Annotated in this window: 18 protein-coding genes; 1 reads left to right on the top strand and 17 read right to left on the bottom strand. The window is 70.1% G+C overall.

What is annotated here, in order from left to right; genetic code table 11:
• The 10 genes from flhA to LMH63_RS09130 all read right to left on the bottom strand — a co-directional run bounded on the left by flhA (position 1) and on the right by LMH63_RS09130 (position 9,647).
• A complete protein-coding gene (flhA, locus tag LMH63_RS09175; RefSeq protein WP_109677725.1) occupies positions 1 to 2,109 on the bottom strand; it encodes a flagellar biosynthesis protein FlhA in 2,109 nt (702 codons plus the stop codon).
• Positions 2,106 to 3,263 (bottom strand): flagellar biosynthesis protein FlhB, encoded by a 1,158-nt coding sequence (gene flhB, locus LMH63_RS09170; RefSeq protein ID WP_109677723.1) that lies wholly within the window; start codon positions 3,261 to 3,263, stop codon positions 2,106 to 2,108. Before flhB ends, flhA begins: the two co-directional genes overlap by 4 nt.
• Positions 3,264 to 3,810: 547 nt before the next feature.
• Positions 3,811 to 4,593: a flagellar biosynthetic protein FliR gene (gene fliR / locus LMH63_RS09165; RefSeq protein ID WP_109677721.1), complete on the bottom strand. Its 783-nt coding sequence runs from the start codon at positions 4,591 to 4,593 to the stop codon at positions 3,811 to 3,813.
• An 11-nt stretch (positions 4,594 to 4,604) separates the two neighbouring features.
• Positions 4,605 to 4,877: a flagellar biosynthesis protein FliQ gene (fliQ, locus tag LMH63_RS09160; RefSeq protein ID WP_109677720.1), complete on the bottom strand. Its 273-nt coding sequence runs from the start codon at positions 4,875 to 4,877 to the stop codon at positions 4,605 to 4,607.
• Positions 4,878 to 4,890: 13 nt separating this feature from the next.
• Positions 4,891 to 5,637 (bottom strand): flagellar type III secretion system pore protein FliP, encoded by a 747-nt coding sequence (gene fliP, locus LMH63_RS09155; protein ID WP_109677718.1) that lies wholly within the window; start codon positions 5,635 to 5,637, stop codon positions 4,891 to 4,893.
• Positions 5,634 to 6,047 (bottom strand): flagellar biosynthetic protein FliO, encoded by a 414-nt coding sequence (gene fliO / locus LMH63_RS09150; protein ID WP_109677716.1) that lies wholly within the window; start codon positions 6,045 to 6,047, stop codon positions 5,634 to 5,636. Before fliO ends, fliP begins: the two co-directional genes overlap by 4 nt.
• Positions 6,044 to 6,586: a flagellar motor switch protein FliN gene (fliN, locus tag LMH63_RS09145; RefSeq protein ID WP_109677714.1), complete on the bottom strand. Its 543-nt coding sequence runs from the start codon at positions 6,584 to 6,586 to the stop codon at positions 6,044 to 6,046. The genes fliO and fliN overlap by 4 nt, the downstream gene beginning before the upstream one ends.
• Positions 6,586 to 7,593: a flagellar motor switch protein FliM gene (gene fliM, locus LMH63_RS09140; protein WP_109677712.1), complete on the bottom strand. Its 1,008-nt coding sequence runs from the start codon at positions 7,591 to 7,593 to the stop codon at positions 6,586 to 6,588. The genes fliN and fliM overlap by 1 nt, the downstream gene beginning before the upstream one ends.
• Before the next feature lie 2 nt (positions 7,594 to 7,595).
• Positions 7,596 to 8,102, bottom strand: a complete 507-nt coding sequence (locus tag LMH63_RS09135; protein WP_158280331.1) for a flagellar basal body-associated FliL family protein — start codon at positions 8,100 to 8,102, stop codon at positions 7,596 to 7,598.
• Positions 8,103 to 8,579: 477 nt separating this feature from the next.
• Positions 8,580 to 9,647 (bottom strand): flagellar hook-length control protein FliK, encoded by a 1,068-nt coding sequence (locus tag LMH63_RS09130; RefSeq protein ID WP_109677708.1) that lies wholly within the window; start codon positions 9,645 to 9,647, stop codon positions 8,580 to 8,582.
• Positions 9,648 to 10,107: 460 nt separating this feature from the next.
• Between LMH63_RS09130 and LMH63_RS09125 the strand changes: the two genes are divergently transcribed.
• A complete protein-coding gene (locus LMH63_RS09125; protein ID WP_229332773.1) occupies positions 10,108 to 11,100 on the top strand; it encodes an IS110 family RNA-guided transposase in 993 nt (330 codons plus the stop codon).
• An 80-nt stretch (positions 11,101 to 11,180) separates the two neighbouring features.
• Here the strand turns inward: LMH63_RS09125 and fliJ are convergent, their stop codons facing one another.
• From fliJ to LMH63_RS09090, 7 genes are all read right to left on the bottom strand, one after another.
• Positions 11,181 to 11,621, bottom strand: coding sequence for a flagellar export protein FliJ (gene fliJ, locus LMH63_RS09120; protein ID WP_229332772.1), 441 nt, complete (start codon positions 11,619 to 11,621; stop codon positions 11,181 to 11,183).
• Positions 11,622 to 11,763: 142 nt separating this feature from the next.
• Positions 11,764 to 13,122 carry a flagellar protein export ATPase FliI gene (gene fliI, locus LMH63_RS09115; protein WP_109679159.1) on the bottom strand — a complete coding sequence of 453 codons (1,359 nt, stop codon included), beginning with the start codon at positions 13,120 to 13,122 and terminating at the stop codon, positions 11,764 to 11,766.
• Positions 13,115 to 13,810, bottom strand: a complete 696-nt coding sequence (locus LMH63_RS09110) for a FliH/SctL family protein (RefSeq protein WP_109679160.1) — start codon at positions 13,808 to 13,810, stop codon at positions 13,115 to 13,117. Before LMH63_RS09110 ends, fliI begins: the two co-directional genes overlap by 8 nt.
• Entirely contained in the window at positions 13,810 to 14,805 is a 996-nt protein-coding gene (gene fliG / locus LMH63_RS09105; RefSeq protein WP_199225690.1) for a flagellar motor switch protein FliG, read from the bottom strand. The genes LMH63_RS09110 and fliG overlap by 1 nt, the downstream gene beginning before the upstream one ends.
• 4 nt (positions 14,806 to 14,809) lie before the next feature.
• The gene (gene fliF, locus LMH63_RS09100; RefSeq protein WP_109679162.1) at positions 14,810 to 16,555 is read right to left on the bottom strand and encodes a flagellar basal-body MS-ring/collar protein FliF; all 1,746 of its coding nucleotides are present in this window, start codon (positions 16,553 to 16,555) and stop codon (positions 14,810 to 14,812) included.
• 17 nt (positions 16,556 to 16,572) lie between these two features.
• The gene (gene fliE, locus LMH63_RS09095; RefSeq protein WP_109679163.1) at positions 16,573 to 16,899 is read right to left on the bottom strand and encodes a flagellar hook-basal body complex protein FliE; all 327 of its coding nucleotides are present in this window, start codon (positions 16,897 to 16,899) and stop codon (positions 16,573 to 16,575) included.
• Positions 16,900 to 17,805: 906 nt separating this feature from the next.
• Positions 17,806 to 19,230, bottom strand: coding sequence for a sigma-54 dependent transcriptional regulator (locus LMH63_RS09090; RefSeq protein WP_109679164.1), 1,425 nt, complete (start codon positions 19,228 to 19,230; stop codon positions 17,806 to 17,808).
• Between the last annotated feature and the right edge of the window lie 733 nt (positions 19,231 to 19,963).

Here is a 19,963-nt window from a genome sequence, read left to right as displayed (position 1 = left end):
TCAGCCCGCCTGGGCGGAAACCTGCTGCTGGCCGATGCTGGCCACGATGCGTATCTGCTTGTCGTCGGGGATCTCGTTGTAGGCCAGCACATGCAGCCCGGCGCTCGCGTGGCGCGTCAGCCGATAGAGCCAGCTGCGCAGCTGCGGCGAGGTGAGCAGCACCGCCGGCTGCCCCGCCATCTCCTGGCGCCGGGCGCTGTCGCCCAGGGAGCGCTGCAGCCGCTCCGCGAGCCCCGGCTCGAAGCCGGCGGCGCCCTGGGAGACCCCCTGAACCGTGTCCTGCAAGAGCTGTTCCAGCTGGGGCTCCAGGGTAATCACCGGCAGCTCCTTCGACAGTCCCCCGACGTGCTGGACGATCATGCGCCCGAGGGCCTCGCGCACGTGCTGGGTGAGCTGGGCCGGGTCCTGGGTGCGGCCGCCGAAGTTCACCAGCGTCTCCACGATGGTGCGCATGTCCCGCAGCGGCACCCGCTCCTCCAGCAGGGTCTGCAGGACCTTCACCACCACCGACAGCGGCAGCGTGTTCGGCACCAGCTCCTCGACCAGCTTCGGCTGCTGCTGGGCGAGCAGGTCCAGCAGCTTCTGGGTCTCGTCGTGGCCGAGGAGCTGATGGGCGTGGTCGTGGATCACCTGGGAGAGGTGGGTGGCCACCACGGTGCTGGCGTCCACCACGGTGTAGCCCAGGGTCTGGGCGTAGTCGCGCCGGCCCGGGTCGATCCACACCGCCTCCAGGCCGAAGGCCGGATCCCTGGTGGGGGTGCCCTGGAGCTGGCCGGTGACCGTCCCCGGGTTGATGGCGAGCTCGCGGCCGGGCTGTACCTCCGCCTCCGCCACGGGCACCCCGAGCACGCTGATGGTGTAGCTGTTGGGGCCGAGGTCGAGGTTGTCGCGGATGTGCACCGACTGCACCAGGAAGCCCAGGTCCTGGGAGACCTTCTTGCGCACGCCCTTGATGCGGGTGAGCAGCTGGCCGCCCTGCTGGCGGTCCACCAGCGGGATCAGGCCGTAGCCCACCTCCAGGCCGATGACGTCCACCGGCGGGACGTCGTCCCAGGTGAGCTCGCGCTGCTCCGGGGAAGTCTCCTCGCCCTGGCGCTGGGCCGGCACCTCCGGCTCGGCGGCCTCGCGCTGCAGGCGCCGGCGCCGCCACCAGGCGGCACCCAGGCAGAGGCCGCCGAGCAGCAGGAAGGTAAGGTTGGGCATGCCCGGGATGACGCCGAGGCTCGCCACGATGCCGCCGGTGATGAGCAGCGCCTTGGGGTTGCCGAGCAGCTGATCGCTCACCGCCCCGGTCATGTCCTGGGAGGCGGAGACGCGGGTGACCAGGATGGCCGTGGCGGTGGAGAGCACCAGCGAGGGGATCTGCGCCACCAGGCCGTCGCCGATGGTGAGCAGGGTGTAGTTGTGCATGGCATCGCCCATGGCCATGCCGTGCTGCATGGTGCCGATGGCAAGGCCGCCGATGATGTTGATCAGCAGGATCAGGATGCCGGCAATGGCGTCGCCGCGGACGAACTTGCTCGCGCCGTCCATGGAGCCGTAGAAGTCTGCCTCCTGGGCCACCTCGGCGCGCCGGGTGCGCGCCTCCTCCTGGCCGATGAGCCCGGAGTTGAGGTCGGCGTCGATGGCCATCTGCTTGCCGGGCAGCGCGTCCAGGGTGAAGCGGGCGCTGACCTCGGAGACGCGCCCGGCGCCCTTGGTCACCACCACGAAGTTGACGATCACCAGGATGGCGAAGACCACCAGGCCGACGGCGTAGTTGCCGCCGACGACGAAGTCGCCGAAGGACTCGATCACCTGGCCGGCGGCGTCGGTGCCGGTATGCCCCTCCAGCAGCACCACCCGGGTGGAGGCGACGTTGAGCGCCAGGCGCAGCAGCGTGGCCACCAGCAGCACCGTCGGGAACACGGCGAACTCCAGCGGCCGCAACGCATACACCGCCACCAGCAGGATCACCAGCGAGAGCACGATATTGAAGGTGAACAGCAGATCCAGCGCCAGCGGCGGCAGCGGCAGGATCATCATCGCCAGCAGCGCGATGAGCAGCCCGGGCGTGCCGAGGCCGAGGATGCCGATGCGGTTCCAGCCGCTGGCGATGGTCGCGTTCATCGGCCGGCCTCAGGGCGGCCGCGGCGGGCGTAGGCCATGAATTCCTCCGGTATCTCGGGCTTCGGCGGCGCAGGCCGCCGGCCGCGGGTCGCCGTGCGCAGCTGGTAGATGTAGGCCAGCACCTGGGCGACGGCGAGGTAGAGCCCCGCCGGGATTTCCCGCTCCAGCTCGGAGGTGTGATACAAGGCCCGTGCCAACATCGGCGCCTCGAACCGCGGCACGTTGTGCTCGGCGGCCAGCTCACGGATCCGCAGGGCCACCTGGTCGGTGCCCTTGGCCACCACCCGCGGGGCCTTCATCTTCAGCTGGTCGTAGCGCAGGGCGACGGCGAAGTGGGTGGGGTTCGTCACCACCACGTCGGCCTTGGGCACGTTCTCCATCATCCGCCCCTGGGCGAGCTCCTGCTGGAGCTGGCGGATGCGGCTCTTGACCTCGGGCTTGCCCTCGGTCTCCTTGAACTCGTCCCTTACCTCCTGGTGGGTCATGCGGATCTTCTGGGTGTGGTTCCAGATCTGGAACGGCACGTCCACCAGCGCGATGAGGATCAGCGAGGCGGAAAGGATCAGGAAGGTGCCGAAGAAGAGATCCGCCGCCTTGCCGAGTGCCGGCCCCAGGGCGAGGCCGGCGAGGTCGCGGAAGCCCTCGCGCTGGGCGTAGAGCATGAGCCCGCCGACCACACCCACCACCGCCACCTTGGCGATCGCCTTGGCGAGCTCCATCAGCCCCTGGGGGCCGAAGATGCGCTTCAGGCCCTTGAGCGGGTTGAGCTTCTCGAGCTTCGGCGCGATCGCCTTGCCGGAGAAGATCCAGCCGCCCAGCGCCACGGGCGAGATCAGCGCGATCACCAGCATGATCAGCGCGAACGGCAGCACCGCCAGCAGGCCCTCGCCGAACAGCAGCGCGAGCATCTCCTGCGGGGCGTTGGGGTTGAACACCATGCCGCGCTCGAGGCGCAGGCCGTCCTCCATGATCGCCGCGACCCGGTTGCCCATGTAGTCCCCGAGCGCGAACAGCGCCCCCGCCCCCACGAGCATCACGGCGAGCGTGTTGAGCTCCTTGGAGCGCGGGATCTGACCCTTCTCCTTGGCATCCCGTTGCCGTTTCGGAGTCGGGTCTTCGGTTTTCTCCTGCCCGTTCTCGCTTTCCTCGGCCATCGCGGTCGCGGCGTCCTTTGCGGGTTATCCGGGGTGGCTGTTGCAAGGGTCGTACCGGGGGACGCCGCGGGGGACAGACGCGAAGGCGCGAAGGGCGCAAAGGGGACGCGAAGGTTTTGAGAGAAATGTTGTGGGTAGGTCGCGCGCGGCAACGCCGCGTGCGACGTTCCGGTCTGATGCCGTTTTCGGGCGCCGCTTTGCAACACAACGACACAACGGACACAACGGGGCACAACGGGGAGAGGGGGAGAAATGTAGGTCGGCAAGCACGCAGTGCTCGCCGACACGCCGGCAGGCGACCCCTGGATGGCCGCGCTGCGCGCGGCTGTCGGCGAGCGCTGAGCGCTTGCCGACCTACCGGAATCCCTCTCTCCCCGTTGTGCCCCGTTGTGTCCGTTGTGTCGTTGTGTTGAATCCCCGCCGCCTGATCCTGGCCCCGGACCCGGAACGTCGCACGCGGCTCCGCCCCGCACGACCTACCCAAACTCTCCCCTTTGCGCCCTTGGCGCCTTTGCGGTTGTCTCCCAAACCGCCGGAGAACCGCCGCTCAGGCGCCGAGAATCTGACGCAGGGTGAGGAAGGCGTCGCGCCAGAGGTCGGACATGCGGCCGGGCATGGCGGGGAGGAGGAGGACGACGAGGCTGACCATGCCGACGAGGATGGTGAGCGGGAAGCCCACGGAGAAGATGTTCATCTGCGGGGCGGCGCGGGTCATGACGCCGATGATCATGTTCAGCGTCAGCAGCAGCACCAGCGCCGGCAGGGCCATCAGCACGGCGCCGGCGAACATCTCGCTGCCCCAGGCCACCACCCGATAGAAGCCCCCGGCGCCGATGCCCTCGGTGCTCACCGGCATGAGCGTGAAGCTCTCGGCGGTGAGCTGGATGAGCATCAGATGCCCGCCGACCGCCAGGAAGAGCAGCGTCACCGTGATCAGCAGGAACTGCGAGACCACCGGCGTGGAGACGCCGGTCTGCGGGTCCACCATGGTGGCGAAGCCAAGGCCCATGGTGAGCGCCACGCTCTCGCCGGCGATGACGACCACCTGCAGGGTCATGCCGACCATCAGCCCCATGGCGACGCCGATGAGCACCTGCTGCGCGCCCACCATCAGGGCCTCGAGGGAGAGCGGGTCGAGCCGGGGCATCTCCCCCGTCGCCGGCAGGATGCCCACTGTGATGCCCACCGCCAGCAGCACGCGGATGCTCACCGGCACGCTGGCGTTGGAGAAGATCGGCGCCGCCGCCATCATCGCGCTCACCCGGATGAACGGCCACATGAAGCCGGCCACCCAGGCGCTGATCTCCGCGGTGGTAAGGCTGAGCGGCATGGTGCGCGGGGCTACTGGCCGATGAAGGCCGGGATGTTGGCCATCAGGCCCTCGGTGAAGTCGAGCAGGACGTTCAGCATCCAGGGGGCGCCGACGAACAGCGTCACCACCATGACGCCGAGCTTGGGCACGAAGGACAGCGTCTGCTCGTTGATCTGGGTGGCAGCCTGGAACATGCCGATGAGCAGGCCCGCGGCCAGCGCCGAGAGCAGGATCGGCGCGGCGATGAGCACCGCCACGGTAAGCGCCTCCTGACCGAGCTCGATGGCGAATTCCGGGGACATGGCGTCGCGCTCCCTATGCCGACGGGAAGAAGCTGGAGGCGAGCGTGCCCAGGACCATGCTCCAGCCGTCGACGAGGACGAACAGCATGATCTTGAAGGGCAGCGAGATGATCATGGGCGAGAGCATGAGCATGCCCATGGACATCAGCGTGCTCGCCACCACGAGGTCGATCACCAGGAACGGCAGGAACAGGATGAAGCCGATCTGGAAGGCGGTCTTGAGCTCGCTGGTGACGAACGCCGGCACCAGCACGGACAGCGGCACGTCCTCGGGCCCCTCCACGGCGCCCCTGCCGGAGAGCTCCAGGAACATGGCGAGGTCCTGCTCCCGGGTCTGGGCGGTCATGAACTCGCGCATGGGCTGGATGGCGGTGCGGACCGCCTCCTCGGCGGGCATCTCCTCGGCAAGATAGGGCGTGACGGCGCGCTCGTAGACCTCGCCGAACACCGGCGCCATGACGAACAGCGTCAGGAACAGCGCCAGCCCGATGAGGATCTGGTTCGAGGGCGTGGTCGCCGTACCGATGGCCTGGCGCAGGATGGCCAGCACGACGATGATGCGGGTGAAGGCCGTCATCATCAGCAGCCCCGCCGGCAGCAGGGCGAGCACGGTCATCAGCAGCAGCACCTGCAGCGTGATGCTGTAGGTCTGCCCGTCGCCGTTCTGCTCCACGGTGAGCGCCTCCATGCCGCCCACCTGGGCGATAGCACCCGCGGCCGGCAGCAGGAGCCCGGCGAGTATCAGCAGGATGCGGATCATGGCTTCGCCCCGCCCTGCCCCATCAGCCCGCGCAGGCGGCTGGCGAAATCCTCGCCGCCGGCGGACTCGCCGCGTGCCGGCTCCAGGTTCTCCTCGAGCACGTGCAACGTCTGCACCCGCCCGGGGGCGACGCCGAGCAGCAGCTGCCGTCCGCCCACCTGCACCAGCACCACCCGCTCGCGGTTGCCCACCGAGAGCCCGCCGAGCAGCCGGAGCTGCCCCGTCACGCCGCCGGCGACGCCGGCGCCGGTGCGCCGCAGCAGCCAGCCGAGCCCGAGGATGGCGAGCACCACCACTGCCAGGCCGAGGGTGAGGCGCACCAGCGAGGACAGGTCCACGCCGGAGCCCCCGTCCTGGGCCGCGGCCAGCGCCGGGGCGAGCAGCAGCAGGATGGTCGCCGACGCCCTCATCGCAGCTTCTTCACCCGCTCGCTCGGGCTCACCACGTCGGTGAGACGGATGCCGAAGCGCTCGTTGACCACCACCACCTCGCCGTGGGCCACCAGCGTGCCGTTCACCAGCACGTCCATGGGCTCGCCGGCCAGCCGGTCCAGCTCCACCACGGAGCCCTGGTTGAGCTGCAGCAGGTTGCGGATGTTGATGCGGGTGCGGCCGATCTCCATGGACAGCGTCACCGGGATGTCGAGGATGACATCCAGGTTGACGTCCTCGTCCGCCGGCGCGCGGCCCTCGGGCTCGAGATCGTCCAGATCCGCCGGCTCGGCGTCGGCTCCGCGGCGATCCCTGCCATTGCCCCTCGCGCCGTCCCGGTCGCCGCCGTTGCCCTGCGCGCCGCGCTCGGCGGCGCCGCTGGCGGGGCGCTCGCGCCCGGCACCGGCCTTGCCGGACTCTGCCTCGGCGCCGTCGTCCTCGCTCTGCTGCTCGGCGAGGGCCGCCTCCCAGTCGTCACCCAGGGCGTCCTGGTCGTCGTTGCGCTCGTCTTCGCTCATCAGTCCTTCCTCAGCTTGGCCAGGCTCTCGCGCTCCGGGGCGCGGATCTGCTCGACGATCTTGATGGCCACGTTGCCGTTGGCCTGCCCGAGGCGCCCGCGCATCACCGGCACGCCTTCGGCCTGCAGGCTCACCAGCTCGGGCATCTCGATGGGGATGACGTCGCCGGGCTTGAGGCGGGTGAGCTCCCGCAGCCCGATGCGCACGTGGGTCAGCATGCTCGAGAGCTCCACCTCCGCGGTCTTCATCTCGTCGCGCAGGGAGCGGCTCCAGCGCTCGTCCACCTCGTTGCGGTCGCTCTGCACGCCGGCGTCGAGGATGTCGCGAATGGGCTCGATCATCGTGTAGGGGATGGTGACGTGGAACTCGCCGCCGCCGCCGTCCAGCTCGACGTGGAACTTGGAGACCGCCACCACCTCGCTCGGCGAGACGATGTTCGCGAACTGCGGGTTGACCTCCATGTTCTGGTACTCGAACTCCACCGGCAGCACGGGATTCCAGGCGTCCTGCAGGTGCTCGAAGGCCTGGTCCACCACCATGCGGATCACCCGGCTCTCGGTGGCAGTGAACTCGCGGCCCTCGATCTTGGTGAAGTAGCGCCCGTCGCCGCCGAAGAAGTTGTCGACGACGATGAACACGAGCTTCGGGTCCAGCACGCAGAGCGCGGTGCCGCGCAGGGGCTGGATCTTGACCATGTTCAGGCTGGTGGGCACGAACAGCGTGTGCACGTACTCCGAGAACTTCATCATCTCCACGCCGGCCACCGACACCTCCGGCGCCTTGCGCAGCATGTTGAACAGCCCGATGCGGAACAGACGTGCGAAACGCTCGTTGATCATCTCGAGCGTGGGCATGCGCCCGCGCACGATGCGGTCCTGGCTCTGGAAATCGAAGCTCTGGACACCCTCTTTCGGGGTGTCGTCATCGCCCTCGCCGACCTCGCCGCCGTCGATGCCGTGCAGCAGCGCGTCGATCTCGTCCTGGCTGAGGATGTCCTGCTGGGCCATGGCTACTGCATCACGAATTCGGTGAAGTAAAGGTCCTCGAGGCGCTCGTCCGCGCCGGCCTCGGCCAGCACCTCGTTCACCTCGGCCAGCGCCGCCTCGCGCAGGCGCTGGCGGCCGTCCGGACCCTGCAGCTCGTCGGCTTCCTGGCCGGACATGAGCATGAGCAGGTCGTTGCGGATCTTCGGCAGGTGCTGCCGGGCGACGTCGATGGCCGGCTGCTCGCGGGCCATCAGCTGAATGCCCACCTGCAGGTAGCGGCTGCGGCCATCGTCCTCGAAGTGCGTGATCAGCGCCGGCTCCACCGGCAGGTAGATCGGCGGCTTCGGCGGCTCGGGCTCGGGCTCGCCGTCCGCCATCTCCGCGGCCTCCTCGCCGCCGCCCCCGAGCAGCCCGGCAAAGTACAGCGTCGCCAGCGTGCCGCCGGTGATGGCGAGCAGCAGCGCGGCGATGAGGATCACCAGCACCAGGGTGGAGAGGCCACGCTGACGGCGAGGCGAAGGATTCGGCATCGGCTGGGCTCCTGTTCTTGCGGGGATCGCTATCCCCTGCATCGACAGGAATCCCTATGCGATTAGCGTGCCAGTCCGGAGGCGGGGATTGACCACCAGGGCGCGAAGAAGGAGGTAGGTCATGCACGGCGAAGCCGTGTGCGACGTTCCCTACCGGGACGGCGGAAGGTCAACACAACGACACAACGGACACCACGAAACACAACGAAGACAATGGCCAGTAGGTCGGCAAGCGCGCCGCGCTCGCCGACAGCCGCGCGAAGCGCGGACACTACCGCTGGGCGCGTACGCCTGCCGGCGTGTCGGGTACCGCCTTCGGCGGTTCCCGACCGAAGTCATCTGAGGCGAGGATTAACCGCCAAGCCGCGAAGGGCGCGAAACGAGGGAGGAGGTAGGTCGTGCATGGCGAAGCCGTGTGCGACGCCCCCGGTCCCGACCGGGAGCGCCTCGGCGCATCGTGGCGCGGTGCCCAAGCGATCAGACGTAATGATCCACCAGCCCCCGTCCGCTGGCGTGGCCGGCGATGTCCTGCACGCCGAGCTCGCCGCCCTCGCCCTCGGCGGCCTGGCCGCGGAAGGTGCCGCCCGCCTGGGAACCGTCGCTGTCCGTGCCCGCACGGCCGTCGGTCCCCCGCTCCTGCGACGAAACATTGACGTCCACGTTCTCGAACCCGCCCTCGGCGAGCATCGTGCGCAGGCGCGGCATGTCCGCGGCCAGCGCCTCGCGGGTGGCGGCGTGATGGGCATTGAAGTGCACGCTGGCGCGCTCCTCGCCGAGCTGCAGGCTCACCTCCAGCGGCCCGAGCCCGGGCGGGTTGAGCTGGATGCGGGCCTGCTGGACCTCGTTGCGGGCCATCCAGAGCACGCTCTCCCCCACCGCCTGGCTGAAGCCCGGCTGGTTCACCGGCGTGCGCACGGGCTGCAGCGTCGGCATGTCGGCGCGGCTCGTGGAGCTCTGGGCGTCCCGGGCGGCGGTGGCGGCCTCCACCAGCTGGCGGAAGGCGCGGCTGTCGGCGGCAGGCTCGGACTCGCCGCCGCGCGGGGCCTCGGCCAGCGCCCCGCGCAGGCCCTCCTCGCCCCCGCCCTGACGGAGCCGGGCGAGCACGCCCTCCAGCTGCCGCCCGAGGGGCTGATCGCCCCCGACGCTGCGGCCATCGCCCTCCCGGGCGAGCGCCAGCAGACCCAGCAGGCCGGCGATGTCGGTCTGCCCATCTTCCCCGGCGGCGCGGGCGGCGTCGGGCAGGTCCTCGCCCTCGGCCAGCAGCCCGGCGAGGGCCTCGGGATCCAGGACCTCCGCATCGAGCGCCGCCCGTTCCTGCCCCAGCCCCTCCGCCAGCCCCTGCATCAGCGCCTGCGTCGGAAACCCGTCGGGCGCATCCCCCGCCAGCCAGGCCCGCAGCTGCTCCACGGAGACCTTCTCCCCGGTGAGCTTCTCCACGCCTTCCGCCAGCTCCGCCAGAAACCCGTCACCCCCTGCATTGCCCTCCGGCGCGGCCCGCCCCGCGGGCTGCTGAGCCAGGGTCTGAACGATGTTGCTCGACATCATGGTTCGTCCTCGCTGTCATTCATGCCGGGCGCGCTGCCCGGATGGGATCAGGAAGCCAACCGCCAAGGCGCCAAGGGCGCAAAGGGACGGTTGGCCCGCAAAGAGCGCCTTCGCCGCGCGAATCCCATCCCTCCCGGTAGGTCGTGCACGCCGCAGGGGTGCGCGACATCCGGGCCTGCTCCGCGGACGTCGCACGCCGCTCCGCGGCGCACGACCTTGTATGCTGCGCTTGAAGCTTTTCGGGCTTCACGAACCGGTTACCGGGGAAGCCGCGCCGACCTGGAGGCAGTCGCCGACTGACCTCGTCCGTAGAGCGGCTCCCCGCCTCATTGCCCACTTCGAGGAGTATCCGGAAGCCAGCCGTGCTGGACTTCGCATCACAAGGTCGAAGCGGCAACAACTGCGAGGTCGGGGAGCCTGGTAGCCAGTCTCTCTCAGTCACGTTCAGGAGGCCAAGAGGATGTGCAACGTCGGGGTCGATATCGCCGCTGCAAGCTTCGAGCTGGTCACGCGCAAGGCCGGGCGCCACAGCCCCTCGAAGCGCTTCGAGCAGACCCCGCAGGGCCATCGCCACGCCATCGCCCACCTCCAGCGCCTCGCCCCCGAGCGCATCGTGCTCGAGGCCACCGGCGTGTACTTCCTCGATCTCGCCCTCGCGCTGCACCAGGCGGGGCTGCCCGTGTGCGTGATCAACCCGCGCGCGTTCAAGCACTTCGCCGAGCTCAAGCTCACCGGCTCGAAGACCGATCCCATCGACGCCGCGCTGCTCGCCGACTACGCCGAGTGCATGCACCCGCCCCTGTGGCAGCCCCCGCGCGAGAGCGCCCTTGCCCTGCGCGAGCTCGGCCGCCAGGTCAACCGCCTCGTCGGCGAGCGCACCCAGGCGAAGAACCGCCTCCACGCCCTCGGCGCCAAGCAGGCCACGCCGGCGCTGGTCATCGACGACGAGCGCGAGGGCATCGCCGCGCTCGATCGGCGCATCGAGCGCCTGCGCGCCGCAGCGCTGGAGCTGATTAGCGCCGATGCCACCCTCCAGGCGCAGTTCCGCGCCCTCACCGCCGCCGTCGGCGTCGGCGAGGTCAGCGCCATCACGCTCATCGCCGAGCTCTGCACGCTGCCCGAGCAGCTCAAGGCCAAGCAGGTCGCCCGCCACGCCGGGCTCGACGTGCGCCTCAACCAATCCGGTACCAGCGTCGCCAGACCCGGACGGCTCAGCAAGGCCGGCAATGCCTACCTGCGCGCGGCGCTGTTCATGCCGGCCATGGTCGCCATCCAAAATGATCCCTACGCCAAGGCCTTCTACGAGGCGCTCATCGCCCGCGGCAAAAAGCGCATCCAGGCCATCTGCGCGGTCATGCGCAAGTACCTCACCGGCATCTGGGCCTGCTTCAAAACACAGCAGCCCTTCGATAGCAGCCAGCTGTTCAGCAGAAACCACATGCAGAAGGCTTGACCCGGCAAGGGAGTATCTACGGCCGTTGTGTACTCTTTGCGTCCTTCGCGTCTTTGCGGTTGTCGCCCCGAGCCGCACGCTCACGTTCTCCCCCGCCGCTGCCGGGCCAGCTCGTCATTCTGGCGCTGTTCGCGGGCCTCGGCGTCGCGGCGCTCATGGGCGCGGTAGCGCTCGACGAGCTGCTCCAGGGCCCTGGCGTTGCCCCACTCGGCCAGCCAGTGCTCGCGCAGCTTCTCCGCCTCCGCCTCGATCCTGTGCAGCTGCTCGCGCTGCTGGGCGATGGCCTGGTCGATGCGGCCGAGGAAGGCGTTGTAGTCCCGCAGGCGGTAGGCATCGATGCCGTTCTGGCCGGCGAAGGCGAGCTTCTGCTCGTACTCGCGGCGGAAGGCACCGAGCTGCTCCAGGCGCTCGCGCTCCTGCTCCAGCGCCTCCTGACGCTCGGCCAGGCGCTTCGCCGCCTCCTGGGCACGCTGGTCGGCCACCCGGCGCACGGGCTCCATGCGGGTGGAGCGGGTGCTCATGGAGCCTCCTCTGGGAATGCGGTGTGATCAGCGCCGTAGGTCGTGCACGGCGCAGCCGTGTGCGACATCCCGGCACGCACGCCGTACGTCGCACGCACCGGAGGCGCGCACGACCTACGCCGGCCGGCATCGCGCTGCGGGCTCATCGCCCCGCCACCTCGCTGCTGCCGGTGCCCATCAGGTCCACGAGGCCCCGGACGCTGTCCTGGAAACCGACCGCCTCGCTGACGTCCTGGCGCAGGAAGCTGCGCATGTCGTCCTGACAGGCGATGGCCTCGTCGACCCGCGGGTCGCTGCCGCTGCGGTAGGCGCCGACGTTGATCAGGTCCTCGTTCTGGCGGTAGGCGCTGTAGAGCTCGCGGAAGCGCTGGCTCGCCGCCTGCTGGCGGGCGTCGGTGATGTTGAGCATGGCCCGGCTCGCCGAGGCCTCGATGTCGATGGCGGGGTAGTGGCCCGCCTCGGCGAGGCGCCGCGAAAGCACAACGTGACCGTCGAGGATGGCCCGCGCGGCGTCGGCCACCGGGTCGTTCTGGTCGTCGCCCTCGGTGAGCACTGTGTAGAACGCCGTGATCGAGCCGCCGCCGTCACGGCCGTTGCCGGCGCGCTCCACCAGATGCGGCAGGCGCGCGAACACCGAGGGCGGATAGCCCTTGGTGGTGGGCGGCTCGCCGATGGCCAGCCCGATCTCGCGCTGGGCCTGGGCATAGCGGGTGAGGGAGTCCATCAGCAGCAGCACGCGCTGGCCGCGGTCGCGGAAGTACTCGGCGATGCTGGTGGCGAGCATGGCGCCGTGCAGGCGCATCAGCGGCGAGGCGTCCGCGGGGGCCGCCACCACGGCGGCCCGCCGGCGGCCCTCCTCGGCGAGGATGTTCTCGATGAACTCCTTGACCTCGCGGCCACGCTCGCCGATCAGCCCCACCACCACCACATCCGCGGCGGTGTAGCGGGTCATCATCCCGAGCAGCACGCTCTTGCCGACACCGGAGCCTGCGAACAGCCCCATGCGCTGGCCCTGGCCCACGGTGAGCAGGGCATTGATGGCGCGGATGCCGACATCGAGCGGCTCGCGGATGGGGGCGCGCAGCAGCGGGTTGATCTCGCGGCCGGTGAGCGGGGCCTCGTCCTCCAGCTCGGGCAGCGGCTCGCCGTCCAGCGGATGGCCGCCGCCGTCGAGGATGCGCCCGAGCAGGCCTTCCCCCACCCGCGCGCGGCTGACGCCGCCCCGGGGAATGACGCGGGCGTTGGGGGTGATGCCATGCAGCGGGCCGGCGGGCATGAGATAGAGGCTTTCGCCGGCGAAGCCGACCACCTCGGCCTCCACGGTGGTGCCGTCGCTCGCCACCACGTCGCAGCGCGAGCCCACGGCCGCCTCGCAGCCTTCGGCCTCGAGGGTCAGCCCCACCATGCGCCGGAGCTGCCCCTCCACCACCAGCTGCGGCCGGCGCAGCCGGCGGCCGCGGGCGCGCAGGCGCTCCGGCCAGTCGGCAGCGGTCTCAGCCATCCCCGTCCCCCGGCTCGTCCTCGTCGCCGTCCTCCACCCGTGCCTGGGCGCCCAGCAGGTCGGCCGCGAGTGCATTCAGGCGCCGCTCGAGGCTGGCATCCACGCGCGAGCGCGGCGTCTCCACCACGCAGCCGCCGCGACTGAGCGCCGGGTCGTCCTGCAGCCGCCAGGCGCTGCGCTCGCCCTCGCCCAGGGTCTCGCGCACGAAGGCGGCGTCGTCCGGGTGCAGGCGCACGGTGATCTCCCGGGCCGACAGCGGCAGCAGGCCCACGGCCTCGCGCACCACCGCCACCACCTCGCCGGGCTGGGTCTGGATCTCGCGGCGGATGACCTGTCGGGCCGCGGCCAGGGCAAGTGCCGCCAGCTCGTCCTCGGCCGCCTGGTCCAGCTGCGCGGCGGGCTCGGCAGTGGCGTCGAGCACCTGCCTGAGGCGCTGCACGAGCTGCCGGCCCTCGGCCTGGCCCTGCTTCAGACCGGCATCGCGGCCCTCGCGGAAGCCGGCCTCGTAGCCCTCGCGCCGGCCCTGCTCGAAGGCCTCCTGATAGGCGTCGCGCTGGATGCGCTCCAGGGCCTCGACGCTGACGTCCGGACGCTGGGGCTGGCGCCTGGCGCCGGCGCCCATGTCCGGCAGCTCCCAGGCGTCGCCCGCGGCCGCCCGTTCCCGGGGGATGACCCGCTCCTGGTTCATCAGACGTAGTCCTCACCGCCGCCGCCGAGGGCGATCTGACCCTCGTCCGCCATGCGCCGGGCCACCGCCAGGATCTCCTTCTGCGCGCTCTCCACCTCGCTGACGCGCACCGGCCCCTTGGCCTCCAGGTCGTCGCGCAGCATCTCGCCGGCGCGCTTGGAGACGTTGCGGAAGAACTTCTCCTTCACCGACTCGTCGGCGCCCTTCAGCGCCATCACCAGGACGTCGGTGCCGATCTCGCGCAGCAGCATCTGCACGCTGCGGTCGTCGACGTCGGCCAGGTCCTCGAACACGAACATCAGGTCCTGGATCTCGTCACCGAGGTCGCTGTCGATGTCGCTGATCTGCTCCATGATCTGGGACTCGGAGCTGCTCTCCAGGAAGTTCAGCATGTTGGCGGCGGCCTGGGCGCCGCCGATGCTGGAGGACTTGATCCGCTGCTTGCCGGAGAACTGGCGCTCCATGATCTCGTCGAGCTCCTTGAGCGCCGCCGGCTGGATGCCCTCCAGCGTCGCCACGCGCATGACGATGTCGTGGCGGGTGCGCTCCGGGAGCTGCTGCAGCACCTGGGCGGCCTGATCGGAATCCAGGTAGGCGAGGACGATGGCGATGATCTGCGGATGCTCCAGGCGGATCATCTCGGCGATGGTCTTCGGGTCGAGCCACTTCAGCTGCTCGAGGCCGCGGGTGTTGCCGCCCATGAGGATGCGGTCGATGATGCCGCCGGCCCGGTCCTCGCCCAGCGCCTTCACCAGCACCGAGCGGACGTAGTCGGTGTTGCCGATGCCGAGCGAGGTCTGCTCCTCGACGGTCTGCACGAAGTCGCCGATGACCTCGTTCACCTTGTCCCGGGTGACGTTCTCCATCGCCGACATGGCCACGCCGAGCTGCTGGACCTCCCGCGGTCCGAGGTGTTTCATCACCTCCGCGGCCTCGTTCTCGCCCAGGCTCATCAGGAATACGGCGGCGCGCTCGGCGCCCGTTAGCTTCGCCATGACCTCAGGCATCCCCCCGTGCCAGCCAGCCCTTCACCACGTTGGCGGCGAGGGCCGGCTCCTTGTTCACCACCTCGCGCGCGGCCTGCAGCTGCTCCTCGTAGTTGCGGCTGCTGCCGGGGAGCTGGCGGGGCTGTGAGTCCGGGCCGGTGAGCTGGCGGTTAGGATCGGTTTCGGCGCCCTCTTCGCCCTCCTGCCGGGCCTGGTGGCGGGCCACCGCCAGCTCGCGGCTGCGGCGGTCGCGGCCGAGGAGACCGTTCACCAGCGGCCGCAGGACCATCACGATGAGCAGGAGGCCGAGCAGGGCGGCGAGCAGCAGCTTGCCGCCCTGCCACAGCCAGGGCTGCTCCCAGAACGGCGTCGGTGCCGGCTCCGGGGCCTCCAGCGGCTGGAACTCGGTACTGACGACGTTGACGCTGTCGCCGCGCTCGGCGTCGAAGCCCACCGCCTCGCGTACCAGGGCCGTGATCTCCTCCAGGCGCTCGGGCTCGAAGGGGGCGGCGACGGTCTCGCCCTCTTCGTTGGTGGTGGTGGGCTGGTCCAGGAGCACCGCGACGCTGAGGCGCTGGATGCCGCCGCTCGGGGTGCGGACGTGGCGCACCGTGCGGTTGATCTCGAAGTTGCGGGTGGCGCTGGAGGTGGCGTCCACCACCTCGCTTTCACTCGCCTCGCCCTCCTCCTCGGCGCCGGCCTCGCCGGCCGCCGCGGCGTCGCCCGCCGGGTCCTCCAGCTCTCCGGCCCCCGGAGGCTGATTGGTGAGCGCGCCCGGAATGCCCATGGCGCCCTGGCCGCGCTGGCTGCGCTGCTCCTGGGTCTGCTCGCTGCGCAGCACCTGGCTCTCCGGGTCGTAGATCTCCTCGGTGCTCTCCACCTCGGAGAAGTCCAGGCGCGCGCTCACCTCGGCGCGGACATTGCCCTCGCCGACGATCGGGGTGAGCAGGTCCTGGATGCGGCGGGCGTAGGCGTCCTCGATGCGCTGGCGCATGGCGAGCTGCTCGCCGCTGCCCTGCATGCCCTCGTCGCCGCCCATGTCCGTGAGCAGGCGGCCGCGCTGGTCCACCACCGCCACGTTCTCCAGCGCCAGATCCGGCACCGCGCTCGCGACCATCTGCGCAATGGCATTGACCTGGCGGTCGCTGAGGCTGCGCCCCTGGTGCAGGCCGACGGTCACCGAGGCGCGGGGGGCCTGGCGGTCGCGCAGGAAGACGCTGCGCTCGGGGATGGCGAGGTGTACCCGGGCCTCGCCCACGGCGTCCAGACTGGTAATGGTGCGGGCGAGCTCGGTCTCCAGGGCACGCTGGAAGCGGGCGTTCTCCATGAAGCGGCTGGTGCCGAAGCCCTGGTCCTGGCGCAGGCTCTCGAACCCGACGCCGCCGGCGTTGGGCAGGCCCTGCTCGGCGAGCATCAGTCGCGCCTGGTCAAGCTGACCCGCCGGCACCTCGATGCTGCCGCCGGGGCCGTTGCGGTAGGGGATGCCGGCGCCGTCCAGCGCCTGCTGCACCGCCGCCACGTCCTCCGCCGGCAGATCGGCGAACAGTGCCCGGTGCACCGGCTCCTGCGCCCACAGGAACAGCCCCACGCCCGCGGCCACCGCCGCGGCCAGGCCGATGATGAGCCCGAGCTGGCGCAGGGCGTTGGGGCCTAGGTATTCCGCGATCAGTGCCCCGAGCCGGCCCTGCTCCGGCATCCCCCCGCCGCCCATGGCACCGGCGGCGCTGCCCTGGGTCATTGCCTGTGCTGACTGTGCCATCTAGACGTTCCCCGCCCTCAGACCTGCATCCGTGAGATTTCCTGATAGGCCTCCAGCAGGCGGTTGCGGACCTGCTTCGTGGCCTCGAAGGCGACCCGGGACTTCTGCGAGGCGATCATGACCTCCGTCAGGGAAACGTCCTCGCCGCGAAGGAAGGCGTCGGTTTTCTGACTGGACGCCTGGCGCGTCTCGTTGACGGTGTCGATGGCCGAGCGCAGCACCGAGGAGAAGTCCCCCTGCCCCGCCTGCTGCGGCCCCTGGGCCGGCGCCTGGACGCCCCCTGCCGCCTGCGCCTGCAGCGCCCGCATCTGCTCGAGCACCTGCTGCATCCGCACGTCCGTCATGGCTCACCTCGCTGGTCAAAGCATGCTGGCGGGGTGAATGCAGGTTTCGGGCCAGGGGTCGGGCGGGGAACAAACACAAAGACACGAAGATTCACAAAGGGGAAGATTTTTTGGGAGGGGCGTAGGTCGTGCACGGCGAAGCCGTGTGCGACGTCCCCGATCCCGACGCCGGGAAATCAACACAACGACACAACGAACACCACGGTTCACAACGCGGGAATCGGATATGACGTAGGTCGGGAACCGCCGCAGGCGGTACCCGACACGCCGGCAGGCGAACAGGCCGGTGCCTGGCTTGGCTGAAGAGCAACCGCAAAGCCGCAAAGGCCGCGAAGGGTAACCACGGGAGCCGTAGGTCGTGCACGGCGAAGCCGTGTGCGACGTCCCCGACCAGGACGGCGGAAGGTCAACACAACGACACAACGGACACCACGGTTCACAACGCGGGAATCGGATATGGCGTAGGTCGGGAACCGCCGCAGGCGGTACCCGACACGCCGGCAGGCGAATATGCCGGTGCCACGCGGGGCAGAAGACCAACCGCAAAGGCGCGAAGGTCGCGAAGGGCAACGACGGGAGCCGTAGGTCGTGCAAGGCGAAGCCGTGTGCGACGTCCCCGACCAGGACGGCGGAAGGTCAACACAACGACACCACGAACACCACGATGCACAACGCGAGAAGCGGACATGACGTAGGTCGGGAACCGCCGCAGGCGGTACCCGACACGCCGGCAGGCGAACAGGCCGGTTCCTCGCGTGGCTGTCGAGTAGCGGTAAAACGGGAGATTCGCCTGCCGGCGCGTCGGCGAGCGCTGCGCGCTTGCCGACCTACCTCAGGGCTTCCCCTTCGCACCCTTTGCGCCTTCGCGGTTGTCTCGCGGCCACGGCCGGCCACGCGCCGGCGGCGTCAGGCTGTATCCCGCTGGATATCGTACTTGCGCAGCTTTTCCACCAGCGTGGTCCGGCGCAGGTTGAGCAGCTTCGCCGCCTGGGCGACGACGCCCTCGCTGGCGTCCAGGGCCTCGCGGATGAGGCGCTGCTCGAGGTCGCCCATGATCCCGCGCAGGTCGATGCCGTCGGGGGCGACGCGGATCTGACCCAGGCCACCCGGATGGGCGTGGCCGTTGGTGGGGGGCTCGTGCGCCTCGTCCTCCGCAGCGATCCCGGCGTCCTCCGGCAGCTCCTCGGCGGCGGCGAGGAGCTTCTCCGGCAGGTCGTCCAGCGCGGCCTCGCCGTAGGGGGCGAGGATAGCCAGGCGCTCCACCACATTGGCAAGCTCGCGCACGTTGCCGGGCCAGGGATACTGGCTCATCACCGACAGCGCCCGGGGCGAGATGCGCACCGAGCCGCGGCCCTCGTCCTCGATCCGGCGCACCAGTTCCTCGATCAGCACGGGGATGTCCGAGGCGCGCCGGCGCAGCGGTGGCAGCTCCAGGGGGAAGACGTTCAGGCGGTAGAAGAGGTCCTCGCGGAACTCGCCCTCGACGATGCGCGCCTCCAGATCGCGGTGGGTGGCCGCGAGGATACGCACATCGGCGTGCTGGGTGCGGTTGGAGCCGACGCGCTCGAAGGTGCGCTCCTGCAGCACGCGCAGGAGCTTCACCTGCATGGGCAGGCTCATGTCACCGATCTCGTCGAGGAAGAGCGTGCCACCCTGAGCGAGCTCGAAGCGCCCCTGGCGCGAGGAGATGGCGCCGGTGAAGGCGCCCTTCTCATGGCCGAACAGCTCGCTCTCCAGCAGCTCCCCCGGGATGGCGCCGCAGTTCACCGGCACGAAGGGCCCATTGCGGCGCTCGGAGAGCTCGTGAATCTGGCGCGCGACGACCTCCTTGCCGGTGCCGGACTCGCCGAGGATAAGCACGCTGGCCTCGCTGCCGGCCACCTGGGTGATGAGCCGGCGGAGGCGCTGCATCGCCGGGCTCTCACCCACCAGGCGCGGCGCTTCGGACGGTGCGGCCTTGGGCTCGGCCTGGCGGTTGTGGCCGAGGGCCTGGCGCAGGGCGGCGTCGAAGGCCTGCTGGCGCAGGGGAAGACTGAGCACGCCGAGCACGTTCGCACCGAGGGCGGCCCCGCGCGGCGCGCGCGCATCACCCTCGCGCAGCAGGAAGACGGGCATGTGCGGCGCCGCTTCCCACAGCTCGCCGAGGGGGCCATGGGCAGTACCGGCACCGTCATCCGTTACCAGGGCAACGGCCGGCTCGCGCTGGCGTACAAGCTGGGCCAGCGTGCCGTCGTCATCGGGGAGCAGCGGCTCGTGGCCGAGAAAGCGCAGCACCGCGTCAATGCCGTCGCGGCGCCGGCGGTCGTCGTCGACGACAAGAACCCGAACCATGGAGGATGCCCCGTCTTCTTATTGCCCGATGGGTGTCAGCCTAACGGCACGAACCGTCCGTCAAGTGTGAACCCCGTCATTTTTTCGACGGTACGTCGGGGAATGGCGACGGTCAATCGCACTTTGGTGACGGTTTACCCGCAACGGGACCGGATGCACAGGAATGTGTCCGGGGTTTAAACAAAACGAAGGCGAGGGCCCGGCCTGTTCGCCTGCCGGCGTGTCGGGTACCGCCTGCGGCGGTTCCCGACCTACTCTATATCCGTCTCTCGCGTTGTGAATCGTGGTGTCCGTTGTGTCGTTGTGTTGATTTCCCGGCGTTGGGATCGGGGATGTCGCACGCGGCTGCGCCGCGCACGACCTACGCTCCCGTGGTTACCCTTCGCGACCTTCGCGGCTTTGCGGTTGGTCTTCTGCCCCGGGAGGCACGGGCCTGTTCGCCTGTCGGCGTGTCGGGTACCGCCTGCGGCGGTTCCCGACCTACGCCATAACCGTCTCTCGCGTCGTGAATCGTGGTGTCGGTTGTGTCGTTGTGTTGATTTCCCGGCGTTGAGATCGGGGATGTCGCACGCGGCTGCGCCGCGCACGACCTACGGCTCCCGTGGTTACCCTTTGCGACCTTCGCGGCTTTGCGGTTGGTCTTCTGCCCCGTGAGGCACGGGCCTGTTCGCCTGCCGGCGTGTCGGGTACCGCCTGCGGCGGTTCCCGACCTACGTCGTATCTGGCTGTCACG

Source organism: Spiribacter halobius (assembly GCF_020883455.1).
Lineage (GTDB): Bacteria > Pseudomonadota > Gammaproteobacteria > Nitrococcales > Nitrococcaceae > Sediminicurvatus > Sediminicurvatus halobius.
This window is presented reverse-complemented; position numbering and strand designations above follow the sequence as displayed.